Annotated in this window: 13 protein-coding genes and 1 riboswitch; of the genes, 8 read left to right on the top strand and 5 right to left on the bottom strand. The window is 69.5% G+C overall.

All coding sequences use genetic code 11. The features are described 5' to 3' along the window. Window positions 1–69 precede the first annotated feature (69 nt). Together AB0269_RS08530 and AB0269_RS08525 are read left to right on the top strand one after the other, a co-directional pair. The gene (locus AB0269_RS08530; RefSeq protein ID WP_366210782.1) at window positions 70–1,797 is read left to right on the top strand and encodes an ABC transporter ATP-binding protein; all 1,728 of its coding nucleotides are present in this window, start codon (window positions 70–72) and stop codon (window positions 1,795–1,797) included. Further along, on the top strand, window positions 1,794–3,944 hold the full coding sequence (locus AB0269_RS08525) for an ABC transporter ATP-binding protein (protein WP_366210781.1): 2,151 nt from the start codon (window positions 1,794–1,796) through the stop codon (window positions 3,942–3,944). Before AB0269_RS08530 ends, AB0269_RS08525 begins: the two co-directional genes overlap by 4 nt. A gap of 60 nt (window positions 3,945–4,004) precedes the next feature. On the opposite strand, the gene AB0269_RS08520 is transcribed toward AB0269_RS08525, so the two are convergent. Further along, the gene (locus AB0269_RS08520; protein WP_366210780.1) at window positions 4,005–5,516 is read right to left on the bottom strand and encodes a D-alanyl-D-alanine carboxypeptidase; all 1,512 of its coding nucleotides are present in this window, start codon (window positions 5,514–5,516) and stop codon (window positions 4,005–4,007) included. Window positions 5,517–5,583: 67 nt separating this feature from the next. After that, window positions 5,584–5,695, top strand: a riboswitch (TPP riboswitch). Between AB0269_RS08520 and AB0269_RS08515 the strand changes: the two genes are divergently transcribed. From AB0269_RS08515 to AB0269_RS08505, 3 genes are all read left to right on the top strand, one after another. Continuing rightward, window positions 5,688–6,326: an ECF transporter S component gene (locus tag AB0269_RS08515; protein ID WP_366210779.1), complete on the top strand. Its 639-nt coding sequence runs from the start codon at window positions 5,688–5,690 to the stop codon at window positions 6,324–6,326. (Overlaps the previous riboswitch by 8 nt.) Before the next feature lies 1 nt (window position 6,327). Further along, on the top strand, window positions 6,328–7,800 hold the full coding sequence (locus AB0269_RS08510) for an ATP-binding cassette domain-containing protein (RefSeq protein WP_366210778.1): 1,473 nt from the start codon (window positions 6,328–6,330) through the stop codon (window positions 7,798–7,800). Next, a complete protein-coding gene (locus tag AB0269_RS08505) occupies window positions 7,797–8,579 on the top strand; it encodes an energy-coupling factor transporter transmembrane component T (RefSeq protein WP_366210777.1) in 783 nt (260 codons plus the stop codon). Before AB0269_RS08510 ends, AB0269_RS08505 begins: the two co-directional genes overlap by 4 nt. On the opposite strand, the gene AB0269_RS08500 is transcribed toward AB0269_RS08505, so the two are convergent. Together AB0269_RS08500 and AB0269_RS08495 are read right to left on the bottom strand one after the other, a co-directional pair. Next, window positions 8,576–8,968: an MmcQ/YjbR family DNA-binding protein gene (locus AB0269_RS08500; protein WP_366210776.1), complete on the bottom strand. Its 393-nt coding sequence runs from the start codon at window positions 8,966–8,968 to the stop codon at window positions 8,576–8,578. The genes AB0269_RS08505 and AB0269_RS08500 overlap by 4 nt on opposite strands. Window positions 8,969–9,082: 114 nt before the next feature. After that, the gene (locus AB0269_RS08495; RefSeq protein WP_366210775.1) at window positions 9,083–9,445 is read right to left on the bottom strand and encodes a DUF488 family protein; all 363 of its coding nucleotides are present in this window, start codon (window positions 9,443–9,445) and stop codon (window positions 9,083–9,085) included. Between the two features lie 95 nt (window positions 9,446–9,540). Here AB0269_RS08495 and AB0269_RS08490 point away from each other — a divergent pair, with 95 nt between their 5' ends. Continuing rightward, entirely contained in the window at window positions 9,541–10,302 is a 762-nt protein-coding gene (locus AB0269_RS08490) for an SDR family NAD(P)-dependent oxidoreductase (protein ID WP_366210774.1), read from the top strand. Between the two features lie 31 nt (window positions 10,303–10,333). Beyond that, window positions 10,334–11,167 (top strand): NAD(P)-dependent oxidoreductase, encoded by an 834-nt coding sequence (locus AB0269_RS08485; RefSeq protein WP_366210773.1) that lies wholly within the window; start codon window positions 10,334–10,336, stop codon window positions 11,165–11,167. 137 nt (window positions 11,168–11,304) lie between these two features. On the opposite strand, the gene AB0269_RS08480 is transcribed toward AB0269_RS08485, so the two are convergent. Together AB0269_RS08480 and AB0269_RS08475 are read right to left on the bottom strand one after the other, a co-directional pair. Further along, window positions 11,305–12,042: a sulfite exporter TauE/SafE family protein gene (locus tag AB0269_RS08480; protein WP_366211448.1), complete on the bottom strand. Its 738-nt coding sequence runs from the start codon at window positions 12,040–12,042 to the stop codon at window positions 11,305–11,307. A gap of 2 nt (window positions 12,043–12,044) precedes the next feature. Further along, the gene (locus tag AB0269_RS08475; RefSeq protein WP_366210772.1) at window positions 12,045–12,683 is read right to left on the bottom strand and encodes a bifunctional 4-hydroxy-2-oxoglutarate aldolase/2-dehydro-3-deoxy-phosphogluconate aldolase; all 639 of its coding nucleotides are present in this window, start codon (window positions 12,681–12,683) and stop codon (window positions 12,045–12,047) included. 114 nt (window positions 12,684–12,797) lie between these two features. Here AB0269_RS08475 and rlmN point away from each other — a divergent pair, with 114 nt between their 5' ends. Next, on the top strand, window positions 12,798–14,048 hold the full coding sequence (gene rlmN / locus AB0269_RS08470) for a 23S rRNA (adenine(2503)-C(2))-methyltransferase RlmN (RefSeq protein ID WP_366210771.1): 1,251 nt from the start codon (window positions 12,798–12,800) through the stop codon (window positions 14,046–14,048). The last annotated feature ends 41 nt before the right edge of the window (window positions 14,049–14,089 follow it).

Below are 14,089 nucleotides of genomic sequence, written 5' to 3'. Positions count from 1 at the left end.
AATGTCGGCGGGTCGTGGCACGCTAGCTTCTGGCCCTTTCGGGCTCTTCTCCAGAAGGACTCCTCCTCTATGCTCGGAAAACTCCTCTTCCGCTATCTCTCCAAGTACTGGCCGTTGCTGGTCGGCGTGCTGGTCTTCCAGTTCGCCAGCGCCCTGGCCACGCTCTACCTGCCCCGCCTGAACGCCGACATCATCGACCAGGGCGTCGCGGCCGCCGACACCGGGTACATCTGGCGCACCGGCGCCTGGATGCTCGTCGTCTCGCTGGGCCAGATCGTCTGCTCGGTCGTCGCCACGTACTTCGCCGCGAAGGCGGCCATGAGCGTCGGCCGCGACATCCGCTCCGACGTGTTCGCGCGCGTGAGCGGCTTCTCGGAGCGCGAGGTGTCGCAGTTCGGCGCCGGCTCCCTCATCACCCGCAACACCAACGACGTGCAGCAGGTGCAGATGCTGGCGATGATGGGCGCGACCATGTTCGTCACCGCGCCGCTGCTCGCCATCGGCGGCATCATCATGGCCGTGCAGCAGGACGTCGGCCTCAGCTGGCTGATCGCCGTCTCCGTGCCCGTGCTGCTGATCGTCGCCGTGCTGATCATCATGCGCATGGTCCCGCTGTTCCGCAAGAACCAGGGCAAGCTCGACCAGATCAACCGCGTCATGCGCGAGCAGCTCACCGGCGTCCGCGTCGTCCGCGCCTTCGTGCGCGAGCGCGTCGAGGAGGAGCGGTTCCGTGAGACGAACACCGACCTCATGAAGCTCGGCCGCAACATCGGCTCGCTGTTCGTGCTGCTGTTCCCGCTGTTCATGCTGATCCTCAACGTCACCGTGGTCGGCGTCATCTGGTTCGGCGGGCTCGAGGTCCAGAACGGCAACGTCGAGGTCGGCACGCTGTTCGCCTTCATGCAGTACATCGGCCAGATCATGATGGGCGTCATCATGTCGAGCTTCATGGCGATGATGATCCCGCGTGCGGCCGTCTCGGCGGAGCGCGTCGGCGAGGTGCTCGACGCCGAGTCGAGCCTCGAGCGTCCCGAGGACGGCGCAACCGACTTCCCGGTGCCCGGCACCGTGATGTTCGAGGACGTCGAGTTCACCTACCCCGGAGCCGACTCCGCGGTGCTCAGGAACATCTCGTTCGGCGCGGAGCGCGGCCAGACCGTCGCGATCGTCGGATCCACCGGCGCCGGCAAGACCACGCTGGTCTCGCTCATCCCGCGGCTGTTCGACGTCACCGGTGGCACGGTGCGGGTCGGCGGCGTCGATGTGCGCGAGGCCGACATGGACGCGCTGTGGAAGACGATCGGCCTCGTGCCGCAGCGTCCGTTCCTGTTCACCGGAACGATCGCGTCGAACCTGCGCTACGGCCGGTCGGATGCCACGGACGAGGAGCTGTGGCATGCGCTCGAGATCGCCCAGGCCAAGGACTTCGTCTCCGAGATGCCCGACGGGCTCGAGACCCGCATCGCCCAGGGCGGCACCAACGTCTCCGGCGGTCAGCGCCAGCGTCTGGCGATCGCCCGAGCCCTGGTGCACCAGCCCGAGATCCTCGTCTTCGACGACTCGTTCTCGGCGCTCGACCTGACCACCGACGCACGGCTGAGACAAGCCCTGTGGCGAGAGCTGCCGCAGGTGACGAAGATCGTCGTCGCCCAGCGCGTGTCCACGATCACCGATGCCGATCGCATCGTGGTCCTTGAAGGAGGAGAGATGGTCGGCGTCGGCACGCACGACGAACTCGTCGAGACCAACGACACCTACCGCGAGATCGTCGAGTCGCAGCTGGGGGTGGACGCATGAGCGGCAACGCCCCCACTCCTGGGCCCGACGCACAGGTGGGCCCCACCGAGACGCTGACTCCCGAGGAGCAGTACGAGGCGGAGCTCGCCGAGGCGGCCCGTCAGAACTCCGGCGACTGGGACGCCATCAAGCCGGGCAAGGCCGACAACTTCGGCAAGAGCTTCGCCCGCATGATCGGGCTGCTCAAGCCCTCCGCCGCCTGGTTCGTGCTGGTGTCGTTCTTCGGCGCCGTCGGCGTCGTGCTCACGGTCGCAGCGCCCAAGGTGCTCGGCGAGGCGACCAACCTCATCTACGAGGGCTACATCTCGAAGGTCCTCGGCGACAACGGCGTACCCGCCGGAACGACGCAGGAGCAGGTCGTCGAGATGCTGCGCTCGCAGGGGCAGGACGACTTCGCGAACATGGTGGCCGCGTTCAGCGACTTCCAAGTCGGCGCGGGCATCGACTTCGACCGCCTGCGCTGGGTGATCATCGCGGTGCTGGCGATCTACGTCGTCGCGGCGCTCCTGAGCTGGCTGCAGGGCTACGTCATCAACGTGATCATGGTCCGCACCATGTGGCGCCTGCGCGAGTCCGTCGAGGCGAAGATCAACCGCCTGCCGCTGTCGTACTTCGACAAGGTGCAGCGCGGTGAGCTCATCTCGCGCGTCACGAACGACATCGACAACATCACCCAGACGATGCAGCAGTCGCTGTCGGGCGCGCTGACCTCGGTGCTGACCGTCATCGGCGTGCTGGTCATGATGTTCTCGATCTCGTGGCAGCTCGCCCTGGTCGCCCTCGTCGCGCTCCCGCTGATGGGCGTCATCTTCGGCATCATCGGCCCGCGCTCGCAGAAGGCGTTCGGAACGCAGTGGCGCAAGGTCGGGCGCCTGAACGCCCGCGTCGAGGAGTCCTTCTCGGGCCACGCGCTCGTCAAGGTCTTCGGCCGCGAGCAGGAGGCCCTCGAGAGCTTCCAGGCTGAGAACGAGGAGTTGTACCAGGCGAGCTTCAAGGCGCAGTTCCTGTCGGGCATCATCATGCCCGCCATGACCTTCGTCGGCAGCCTGACCTTCGTCGGCATCGCAGTGCTCGGCGGTCTGATGGTCGCCAGCGGCCAGCTGCGCCTGGGCGACGTGCAGGCGTTCATCCAGTACTCGCAGCAGTTCACCCAGCCGCTTTCGGAGCTCGGCGGCATGGCGGCGGTCGTGCAGTCCGGCACCGCGTCGGCCGAGCGCGTGTTCGACTTCCTCGACGCCGACGAGCAGGAACCGGATGCCGAGGATGCTGCGACGCTGCCCGACCCCGATGTCGCCGGCCGCGGCGTCATCGAGTTCGAGGACGTGTCCTTCTCGTACACGCCGGACCGTCCGCTGATCAAGGATCTGTCGTTCCGGGTCGAGCCGGGTCAGACCGTCGCGATCGTCGGACCGACCGGTGCGGGCAAGACGACTCTGGTGAACCTCATCATGCGGTTCTACGAGCTGAGCTCCGGCCGGATCCTCATCGACGGTCAGGACATCGCCGGCGTCACGAGGGAAGAGCTGCGCTCGCGCACCGGCATGGTGCTGCAGGACCCGTGGCTGTTCGCCGGGTCCATCCTCGAGAACATCCGCTACGGCCGTGCCACCGCGACCGATGAGGAAGTCGTCGAGGCGGCCACGGCGACCTACGTCGACCGGTTCGTGCACTCGCTCCCCGACGGGTACGAGACGGTCCTCGACGAGGACGCCTCGAACGTGTCGGCCGGTGAGCGCCAGCTGATCACGATCGCGCGCGCGTTCGTGTCGCAGCCGTCGATCCTCATCCTCGACGAGGCGACGAGCGCGGTCGACACCCGCACCGAGCTGCTGCTGCAGCACGCGATGGCGGCACTGCGACAGGGCCGCACGTCGTTCGTGATCGCGCACCGCCTGTCGACGATCCGCGACGCCGACCTCATCCTCGTGATGGAGCACGGCGACATCGTCGAGAAGGGCTCGCACGACGAGCTCATCGCGGCGCAGGGCGCGTACTGGCGTCTGTACCAGTCGCAGTTCGAGCAGGCCGCGACCGACATCGATGCCGAAGAGGCGCTGACCGATTCGGTCCCCGTCGTCGTGACGGGCGAGGCGTCGGATGCCGAGAGCGTCGATGCGGGAAGCGCCGAACAGCGCGGCGACAACTGACGCAGGAGTGAGGGGCGGGGCGACCGGGAGGGCGCCCCGCCCCTCAGCGTTCCGGTCCGGTCACTTCGTGATGATGCCGAGCAGCTGCAGCGGGTGCGTCAGGCGCCACCAAGGGCTCGGGCCCGTGACCTCTTCGGCGAGGGAGACGTCGACGGTCTCGGCATCCACGGGTCCGTGAACGGCGAGCGTGCCGACGTCATCGCCCTCGGCCCACTGGTCCATGAGATCGAGGGTCACGGTCGCGGCCGAGGTCGCTCCGTTCCACTGCACGACCGTGGCGTCGTCGTCCGTGACGATGTCGACCGTCGTGCCCCAGTCCGTCTGCACCCGGCCCACGACCGTGCCGGCGGCGACGGTCGGCCCGGCAGCTGTGAGGTCGGCCTCGACCTGCGTGAACAGAGATCGCGTCGCCGCAAGCCGGCCCTTGTCGTCGTCCTGCCCGAGGACGGCCGCGTACAGGTGCACCGTGACGTCGTCGACCGTGACGTCCTTGGCGGTGAGCAGGTTCCAGTCCTCGCCGAGCGTGCCGGTCTTGATGCCGACGACGCCGGCGTCGCCCAGCATCCCGTTGGTGTTCGTCACGACCCCTGCGCCGGGAAGCTCGACGCTCTTCGTGCCCACGATCTCGGCGAAGACGGGGTTCTGCATGGCGCGCTCGCCGAGCTTCAGAAGGGCGGCGGGCGTGGCCGTGTTGCGGTCGTCGAAGCCGGACGGCGTGACGATCGTGATGTCGCTCAGGCCGCGGTCGGCGAGCCACGTCTTCGCCGCGGCGGCGAACTGCGCGTCCGAGCCCCAGATCTCCCGTGCCAGCCGGTCGATGTAATTGTTCGCCGATCCGAGCAGGGTCCCCTGCAGCAGCTGGTACTCGGTCAGTACGCCGTCGACGGGAACATCGAGTGCGGACTGGTCCGAGACGCGGTAGTCCCAGTACTCGACGCTGTCGGCGTACGTGAACGCGTATTCCGGTCCCTGTTCGCCCAGCGCCAGCGGCAGTCGGTCGAGCACCATCAGGCTCGAGACCACCTTCGTCACGCTGGCGATCGGCACGGCTCCGGTCGCCGATGCGACGGAGGACACTCCCGCGATTCCGACGCCCGAGCTGCCCCCGGACGGCCACGTGATGTCGGATGCCGCGGCCGGCGCGATCCGGACCTCGACGGCTGAGGCGACCGGGGCGACGGCGTGCAGCGGCCACAGGAGCATGGAGGCGCCATAGGCGACGGTGCACAGTGCGAGCGTGCCCAGCGGCACGAGCCAGCGCGTGCGCAGCAGTCCGGAACGGGTCCCGGCGAGCAGGTCGTCACCGGACGGGCGGGTCGCCGCAGCATCCAGATCGGCGGGAAGCGTGGTCTCGATGACATCGGCTGTCTCGAGCCAGAGGAGCGCGGTCGCGGGCCGCTCGGAATCCGCCCACTGGACGGCAGGCTCTTGATCCTCTGGCGACTCCGGCGGCGGAACGGGAAGCGGCGCCTCGACGGATGCCGGTGCCGAACCGGTGGGGACCGTGGTGCGTTCCCGGTGAGCACGGAAGGCGCGACGGGTCATCACAGGCGTCGCATCGTCAATGGTCACCTGCCCACGCTACCCAATCCCCGGTGTCGATCTTGTAACGCCGGGCACGGGAGGCGGGTATGATCGAGGGCACAACCACGGGAGTCCGGGCGATGCCGGGCTGAGAGGGAGCGAGAAGCGCTTCGACCGTCGAACCTGATCCGGATCATGCCGGCGCAGGGAGGAGCTCAGATGAGTACGTCTACACGCACGTCCGCGATCGCCCAGACGATCGCACCGAGTCGCTGGCGCTGGCGCGTCGTCGACATCGTCGTCGCCGCCGTCCTCGGCGTCGCGATCGGCCTCGTCTTCTGGGGCTGGAACACCATCGGCTACGCATGGTTCAGCGCCGCCGACGCGCTGACCCCTGGCTTCGGCGGCATCGCGGTGGGCATCTGGCTGCTCGGCGGCGTCGTCGGCGGCCTCGTGATCCGCAAGCCGGGCGCCGCCCTCGTCGTCGAACTCGTCGCGGCCATCGTCTCGATGCTGATCGGCAACGTCTGGGGGGTCTCGACGATCCTCTCCGGCATCGTGCAGGGTCTCGGGGCCGAGCTCATCTTCGCGCTGTTCCTGTACCGCCGCTTCGGCATCGTCGTCGCCGGTCTCGCCGGTGCGGGCGCCGGCATCGCCGCGTGGATCTTCGAGCTGTTCTACGGCAGCTCCCCGAACATCCTGAAGTCCCTCGAGTTCAACACGATCTACCTCGTGTGCCTCATCGTGTCGGGCATCGTGCTCGCCGGTGTCGTGGGCTGGCTGCTGGTGCGCGCCCTCGCCGCCACAGGGGCGCTCAGCCGCTTCGCGGCAGGGCGAGAGCGCATCCGCGAGGTCTGAGATGAGCGGGGCTGGGACCACCCCGGCCCGCGTGCAGGCGGCGGGCTGGGGCTGGCGTTACGCGGGGCGCAGGCGTCCGGCGGTCTCAGACGTCACCTTCACGATTGAGCCCGGCGAGCGCGTGCTGCTGCTCGGCGCATCCGGCGCAGGCAAGTCGACCCTGCTCGCCGGGCTCGCAGGGGTCCTCGGCGATGCCGATGAGGGCGAGCGGACCGGCTCGCTGCTCGTCGACGGCGCGGCCCCCGAGTCCCGCCGAGGGCAGGCGGGGCTCGTGATGCAGGACCCGGATGCCGGGATCGTGCTGTCCAAGGTCGGCGACGACGTCGCGTTCGGATGCGAGAACCTCGGCGTGCCGGCATCCGAGATTCCCGATCGGGTGGCGGAGGCCATGGAGGCCGTCGGCCTCGCCGTGCCGCTGCAGCGCGCGACCAAGGCGCTCTCCGGTGGGCAGAAGCAGCGACTCGTGCTCGCAGGCGTCCTGGCGATGCGGCCCGGGCTGCTTCTGCTCGACGAGCCGACCGCGAACCTCGACCCCGACGGGGTCGACGAGGTCAGGGCGAGCGTCGAGCGCGCCGTGGAGGCCACCGGTGCGACGCTCGTCGTCGTCGAGCACCGCACGCCGGTGTGGGCCTCGCTCATGACCCGCGTGATCGTGCTCGGAGCCGACGGGGGACTGCTCGCCGACGGCGCACCCTCTCGCGTGTTCGCCGAGCACGGCGACGCGCTGGCGGCGGCCGGCGTCTGGGTGCCCGGCCGTGAGGTCGACCTGCCTCGGCTGCCGGGCGCCCCGGACACCGCGGAGCCCGTGCTCGCGGCATCCGGCTTGTCGATCGCACGCGAACGGAACGCGGTGGTGCGCGCCGGGCTCGATGTGCAGGTGCCGCGCGGGCAGGCGACGGTGGTCACCGGACCCAACGGCGTCGGCAAGTCCACGCTCGCGCTGACGCTCGCCGGCCTCATCCCCGAGCACGCGGGCGTCGTCGAGTCCGCGCGCTCGCTCGCCGGGAGGCGCGGACGTCGGCCGATCCAGTGGACCTCGCGCGAGCTGCTCACCCGCATCGGCACCGTCTTCCAGGAGCCGGAGCACCAGTTCCTGAAGCCCACGCTGCGCGAGGAGCTCGCGGTCGGCCCCCGGGCGCTCGGGTGGACGGCGTCCCGCACCGCCACCGTCGTCGACGAGCTGCTCGAGCGGCTGCACCTCGCACCACTCGCGCTCGCCGGCCCCTTCACGCTGTCGGGCGGACAGAAGCGCCGGCTGTCGGTCGCGACCGTGCTCGCGGCATCCCCTGAGGTGATCGTCCTCGACGAGCCGACCTTCGGGCAGGACCGTCGCGGCTGGATCGAGTTGGTCGCGCTGCTGCAGGAGCAGATCGCCGCCGGAACCTCGGTCGTCGCCGTGACGCACGACGAGGGCGTGGTCCGGCACCTCGGCGGACACCGGATCGATCTCGTGCTGCAGGAGGTGCGCGCATGACCTCTGCTGTTGCGGCGCCACCGCGGCCCTGGCTCGACGGAGTGAACCCGGTCACGAAGATCGTTCTCGCGCTGCTGCTGTCCGTGCCGCTGTTCGCCTCGATCGACGTCGTCAGCGGACTCGTCGCGATCGCGCTGCAGCTGCTGTGCCTGCCGCTCACGGGCCTGCGGCTGCCGACGGTGCTCCGGCGCATCCTGCCGATCGTCGTGTTCGCCCCGATCGCAGGCCTGAGCATGCTGCTCTACGCCGAACCCGCCGGGCGCATCCACTGGACCTTCGGGTTCGCGACGATCAGCGACGACTCGATCGCGCTCGCGATCGCGGTGAGCCTGCGGGTCGTGGCCCTCGGCCTGCCGACGATCGTGCTGTTCGGGCGCACCGACCCCACCGAGCTCGCCGACGCCCTCGCGCAGGTCGCGAGGCTGCCCAGTCGGTTCGTGCTCGGCATCCTCGCGGGTACCCGGATGCTCGGACTGTTCCTCGACGACTGGCGCACGATGAGCCTCGCGCGCCGGGCGCGCGGGGTGGGCGACAGCGGAGCGATCCGGCGCTTCTTCTCCATGGCGTTCGTGCTGCTCGTCTTCGCGGTGCGGCGGGGGACCAGGCTCGCACTCGCGATGGAGGCGCGCGGCTTCGGGTCCGGCATGCCGCGCACCTGGTCGCGGCCGTCGACCCTGCACGGGAGGGATGCCGTCGCGCTGCTCGGCGGAGCGGCGATCATGACGCTCGCGCTCGCCGCCGCCGTGCTCGCCGGCACCTTCCGGTTCGTCTGGAGTTAGTCCTCGTCGAGCTGCTTCACGAGCCGGCGGGGAGCGGTGACCCGGTAGGAGGCATCGATGAGTTCGGCGACCTCCTGCCAGTCGGTGTCAGCGGTCAGGTCGACGCCGAGCCAGCCGGACGGCCCGAGGTAGGCGGGCACCCAGAATCTCGGGTCCTGCCGCAGCGCCGGCTCATCGTCGGGATCGGGGCGCACCATGATCGCCGCATCGTGCGCGACCCACTCGCCGTCGACGCCGACCGAGCCGCCGAAGTAGCAGAACACCTTCAGCGTGAAGAACGCCGGGCGCCCATGGCTGACCTTCTCGTCGGCCTCCGGCAGCGCGAGCGCGATCCGCCGCACCCGCGCCAGGAGCGGATCGTCGGGGGAGAACATCACCGGATGCGCCATCCGGAATCCTTCACATCGGGCCGCTGCGCCGCGCACAGCTTCGGAACCCCGCCGTGACGCGCCGTCGATTCGGCCACCGTCGCGGCGTGTCGAGCGCCGGATCCGAAGTTGTGCTCATGGCAGCAGCGCTCGCAGCGCCTGCTCGAGGATCACGGCGTGGTTGTGCTCCTCGTCATGGGCGGCGTAGACGAGGGTGACGGTGTCGTGCTTCTTCAGTTCGACGGCCAGGTCGTCGAGAGCGGCCGCGGATTCGCCGTCGAGTTCGGCGCGATAGCGGTCGGCGTAGGATCTCCACTCCTCGGCGGATGCGGCATGCCAGGCCTTGCGCAGCTCCGGGCTCGGAGCGGTGTCCTTGGCCCACAGATCGATGGCAGCGCGCTCCTTCGACAGGCCCCGTGGCCACAGCCGGTCGACGAGGACCCGGAAGCCGTCGGAGGATTCGGCGGTGTCGTAGGCTCGCTTGCGACGCAGTTCCATGACCCCAGCCAACACCTCCGTGATCGGAATGGCCAGAGGTGACACTGAGAACCGCGTATGCTGACACTGAGTTGCAATCCGTTCGAGGGAGAACCATGCAGATCCAGGGATCCGGTGCGCTGATCACCGGCGGAGCCTCCGGCCTCGGCCTCGCCACCGCCCGCGCCCTCGCCGCCGCAGGAGCGCACGTCACGCTTCTCGACCTGCCGTCGTCGGCCGGGGCCGAGATGGCCGCGGAGCTCGGCGGCGCGTTCGTCCCCGGCGACGTGACGAACGCCGAGGATGCCGCATCCGCCGTCGCCGCCGCGAACGGGCACGCCCCGCTGCGCATCGTCGTCAACTGCGCCGGGGTCGCGACCCCGGCCAAGGTGCTCGACCGCGACGGCAACCCCACCGCGCTCGCCGACTTCGAGCGCGTCATCCGCATCAATCTCGTCGGCACGTTCAACGTCGCCTCCCAGGCCGCGGCCGTGATCGCGAAGAACGACCCCACCGACGGCGGAGACCGCGGCGTCATCGTGAACACGGCGTCCGTCGCCGCGTTCGACGGCCAGATCGGTCAGCCCGCGTACGCCTCGTCGAAGGGCGGTGTGCACGCCATGACGCTGCCGATCGCCCGTGAGCTCGCGCGCTACGGCATCCGCGTGTGCACGATCGCGCCCGGGATCATGGAGACCCCGATGCTCGCCGGCCTCCCCGAGGCGGCGCAGGCGTCGCTCGGACAGCAGGTGCCGTACCCCGCACGCCTCGGCAAGCCTGCCGAGTATGCCGCACTCGTGCAGAGCATCGTCGAGAACGGCTACCTCAACGGCGAGACGATCCGCCTCGACGGCGCGATCCGCATGGCACCCAAGTAAGCATCCGCAGAACCATCACCCAGGGAGACCCATGAGCACCCTTGCTGGAAAGACCATCCTGATGTCGGGCGGCAGCCGCGGCATCGGCCTCGCCATCGCGCTGCGCGCTGCGCGCGACGGCGCGAACATCGCGATGCTCGCCAAGACCGACACCCCGCATCCGAAGCTCGAGGGCACGATCCACACGGCCGCCGAGCAGATCCGCGCAGCCGGCGGCAATGCACTGCCGATCGTCGGCGACGTGCGCGAGGACGACGACATCACCGAAGCGGTCATGAAGACGCAGGGCGAGTTCGGCGGCATCGATATCGTCATCAACAACGCCAGCGTCATCGACCTGTCGCGCTCGCTCGACCTGGGCGCGAAGAAGTACGACCTGATGCAGGACGTCAACGTCCGCGGCACGTTCATGCTCTCGCGGGCCGCCGTGCCGGTGCTGAAGGGTGCCGCGAATCCGCACATCCTGTCGCTCTCGCCGCCGCTGAACCCGACGCCGAAGTGGCTCGGCGCGCACACCGGCTACACGCTCGCGAAGTACGGCATGACCATGGTGACGCTCGGGCTCGCCGCCGAGTTCGCCGCAGACGGCATCGCCGCGAACACTCTGTGGCCGCGGACGACGATCGCGACCGCCGCGGTGCAGAACCTGCTCGGCGGCGACAAGGTCATGGCCGCCAGCCGCACGGCCGACATCTACGCGGATGCCGCGTATTCGGTGCTCACGAAGCCCGCGGCGTCGTACACGGGTCAGTCGCTCATCGTCGAGGATGTGCTCGAGGCGGACGGCGTGACGGACTTCTCCGGCTACGCCGCGATCCCCGGCACCCCCGACGACCGCCTCTTCCCGGACATCTTCTTGGACTGAGCAGGCACCGGCACCGGCGTGCCGAATCCCAGACGATGCGGCGGCCACGCGGCGTGTCACATGTTCGACATGCTGTGCCCGCGAGGGCTCATCCGGGATTCGGGCCGCGGTGATCGGCTCGGGGTCCGTCGACGACGTCAGAACAGCAGGTAGACCGCTCCGACGATCGTGAGGCCGATCACGATCCGGTCGAAGAGTCGCTGATCGATCCGCCGGGCGATGCGCAGGCCGATCAGCGCGCCGATCACGACCAGCGGTGCGAGCACGGCATCCATCAGCAGCACCGGGGCGGGGAACAGCCCGAGACCCGCGAGGAACGGCACCTTGACGATGTTCACGATCGCGAAGAACCATGCCGACGTGCCCAGGAACGTCATGACCTGCGCGCGTGTCGCGAGGAAGTACATCGACATCACGGGCCCGCCTGCGTTGGCGACCATGGTCGTGAACCCGCCGAGCGTGCCGTAGGTGCCCGCGAGCAGCAGGTTGCCCCCGGGCGATGACGTGATGGGTCGCGAACGCCGCCACAGTGTCACCGCGATCATCGCGAGCAGGATGACGCCGATCGCGCGGCGCACGATGCCGTCACCGGCGAGAGCGAGGAACGCGAACCCGGTGAGGAGGCCGAGGACGACGGCGGGTGCGAGGCGCAGCAGCGTCGGCCAGTGCGCGTGGCGCCGGTAGGAGATGAGTGCGAACACATCGCCGACGATGAGCAGGAGGAGCATCGCCGCCGTGGAGGTGCGAGCGGGGAGCACCGAGGCGAACAACGCGATCGCGAGTGTGCTGCCGCCCGGCAGTGCGGTCTTCGAGATGCCGATGGTGACGGCGGCCGCCCCGAGTGCGATCCACGCCCAGGGCAGCAGATCGGGCAGGGTCAAGCGCGCACGGCGGCCAGCGCCGCAGCGAACCGCGCGGCGCGCGCCGTGATGTCGTCCCAGTCCTGCGCGGCGATCGACGCCGAGTTCGCGAGGTCTCCGCCAGCGCCCACCGCGACCGATCCGGCCGCGAACCACGCGGCGAGGTTGTCGGGGCTGACGCCGCCGGTGGGCATGAGCGGAGCATCCGGGAACGGTCCGCGCAGCGCGCCGAAGTAGGACGGCCCGCCGAGGGATGCCGGGAACACCTTCACGACGTCGACGCCGAGCCCCAGTGCCCCCATGATCTCGGTCGGCGTCAGTGCGCCGGTCATCACGACGGCTCCGGTGTCGAGCATCGTGCGGGTGAGGTCGGGCAGGGTGCCGGGGCTCACGAGGAACTCCGCGCCCGCCTCGACGGCGGCGTGTGCTTCGTCGGCCGACGTCACGGTTCCCGCGCCGACGTAGGCGGCATCCCCATGGCGAGCGATGAGCTCGCGGATCACGGACGGCGCATCGGGGGTGGAGTACGTGACCTCGATGCCCGTCACCCCACCGCGGATGATCGCCTCGGCGGTCTCGAGGGCGGACTCGGGGGAGGGGGCGCGGAGGACGGCGAGGACGCCGGCGGCACGCGCGCGGGCGAGGCGATCAGACATGGGGCTCCTTCATCGGGACTGCCCTCATTCTCTCGGATGCCGACTTGTCATGACAACCGGTGCGAGCGGCGCGATCCAGGGCATTCCCACCCCTCAGCCCGTACCCTGGAGGGTATGACCGACAAATCTTCCATCCGCCAGACGGGCCCGGCGAAAGCGCAGGTGCGACCGCGCACGGAGGGATGGACGCAGCAGAAGGACGCCGAAGGCCGTCCGCTGCTGCAGTTCGCGAGCCCGAAGCGCGGCAAGCCGCCGGTGCACCTGGCGGATCTGACGCCGGCAGAGCGGATCGAGAAGGTCAAGGAACTCGGGCTGCCCGGCTTCCGTGCCAAGCAGCTCGCGACCCACTACTTCACGCACTACACGTCCGACCCCGCCCAGATGACCGACCTCCCAGCCGCGCAGCGCGACGAGCTCGTCGCCGGGATGCTTCCGCCGCTGCTCACCGAGGTGCGGCGGCTGGAGACCGACCGCGGCGACACGATCAAGTTCCTCTGGCGACTGCACGACGGCGCGCTCGTCGAGTCGGTGCTCATGCGATACCCGGGCCGGATCACGCTGTGCGTCTCGAGCCAGGCCGGATGCGGCATGAACTGCCCGTTCTGCGCCACCGGCCAGGCGGGCCTGACCCGCAACATGTCCACCGCCGAGATCATCGAGCAGATCGTCCGCGCCAACCGTGTCATCGCGAACGGCGAACTGGGCGGAAAGAAGCGCGACGACCACTCCATGGAGCGCGTCAGCAACATCGTCTTCATGGGCATGGGCGAACCGCTCGCCAACTACAAGCGCGTGATGGATGCCGTGCGCATCATGGTCGCCCCGCAGCCTGACGGCCTCGGCATGAGCGCTCGCGGCATCACGGTGTCGACGGTCGGACTCGTGCCGGCGATCAAGAAGCTCGCGGACGAGAACATCCCCGTCACGTTCGCGCTCTCCCTGCACGCGCCCGACGACCATCTGCGCGACGACCTCATCCCCGTGAACTCGCGGTGGAAGGTCGACGAGGCGCTGGATGCCGCGCACGAGTACTACAAGAAGACCGGTCGCCGCGTCTCGATCGAGTACGCGCTCATCAAGGACATGAACGACCATGCGTGGCGTGCGGACCTGCTGGCGGAGAAGCTCAACCAGCGCGGCCGCGGCTGGGTGCACGTCAACCCGATCCCGCTCAATCCGACTCCGGGGTCGGTGTGGACGTCGTCCGAGAAGGACGTCACCGACGAGTTCGTCCGCCGGCTCAACGATGCCGGCATCCCGACGACCCTCCGCGATACCCGCGGCAAGGAGATCGACGGCGCCTGCGGCCAGCTCGTGGCGACCACCGAGGACGAGGTCGCAGCGGCCGCCCTGTCTGCGGACTGACGGGCTTCCGGCTGTCGCTCAGGCGGAGTTTCGTAGCCTCT

Source organism: Microbacterium sp. NPDC077644 (genome assembly GCF_040702785.1).
Lineage (GTDB): Bacteria > Actinomycetota > Actinomycetes > Actinomycetales > Microbacteriaceae > Microbacterium.
This window is presented reverse-complemented; position numbering and strand designations above follow the sequence as displayed.

Excerpts from the sequence above, each read along its gene's own strand:
- AB0269_RS08530 (WP_366210782.1), top strand. The coding sequence starts at position 70 with ATGCTCGGAAAACTCCTCTTCCGCTATCTCTCCAAGTACTGGCCGTTG.
- AB0269_RS08525 (WP_366210781.1), top strand. The coding sequence starts at position 1,794 with ATGAGCGGCAACGCCCCCACTCCTGGGCCCGACGCACAGGTGGGCCCC.
- AB0269_RS08515 (WP_366210779.1), top strand. The coding sequence starts at position 5,688 with ATGAGTACGTCTACACGCACGTCCGCGATCGCCCAGACGATCGCACCG.
- AB0269_RS08510 (WP_366210778.1), top strand. The coding sequence starts at position 6,328 with ATGAGCGGGGCTGGGACCACCCCGGCCCGCGTGCAGGCGGCGGGCTGG.
- AB0269_RS08505 (WP_366210777.1), top strand. The coding sequence starts at position 7,797 with ATGACCTCTGCTGTTGCGGCGCCACCGCGGCCCTGGCTCGACGGAGTG.
- AB0269_RS08500 (WP_366210776.1), bottom strand. The coding sequence starts at position 8,968 with ATGGCGCATCCGGTGATGTTCTCCCCCGACGATCCGCTCCTGGCGCGG.
- AB0269_RS08495 (WP_366210775.1), bottom strand. The coding sequence starts at position 9,445 with ATGGAACTGCGTCGCAAGCGAGCCTACGACACCGCCGAATCCTCCGAC.
- AB0269_RS08490 (WP_366210774.1), top strand. The coding sequence starts at position 9,541 with ATGCAGATCCAGGGATCCGGTGCGCTGATCACCGGCGGAGCCTCCGGC.
- AB0269_RS08485 (WP_366210773.1), top strand. The coding sequence starts at position 10,334 with ATGAGCACCCTTGCTGGAAAGACCATCCTGATGTCGGGCGGCAGCCGC.
- AB0269_RS08475 (WP_366210772.1), bottom strand. The coding sequence starts at position 12,683 with ATGTCTGATCGCCTCGCCCGCGCGCGTGCCGCCGGCGTCCTCGCCGTC.
- rlmN (WP_366210771.1), top strand. The coding sequence starts at position 12,798 with ATGACCGACAAATCTTCCATCCGCCAGACGGGCCCGGCGAAAGCGCAG.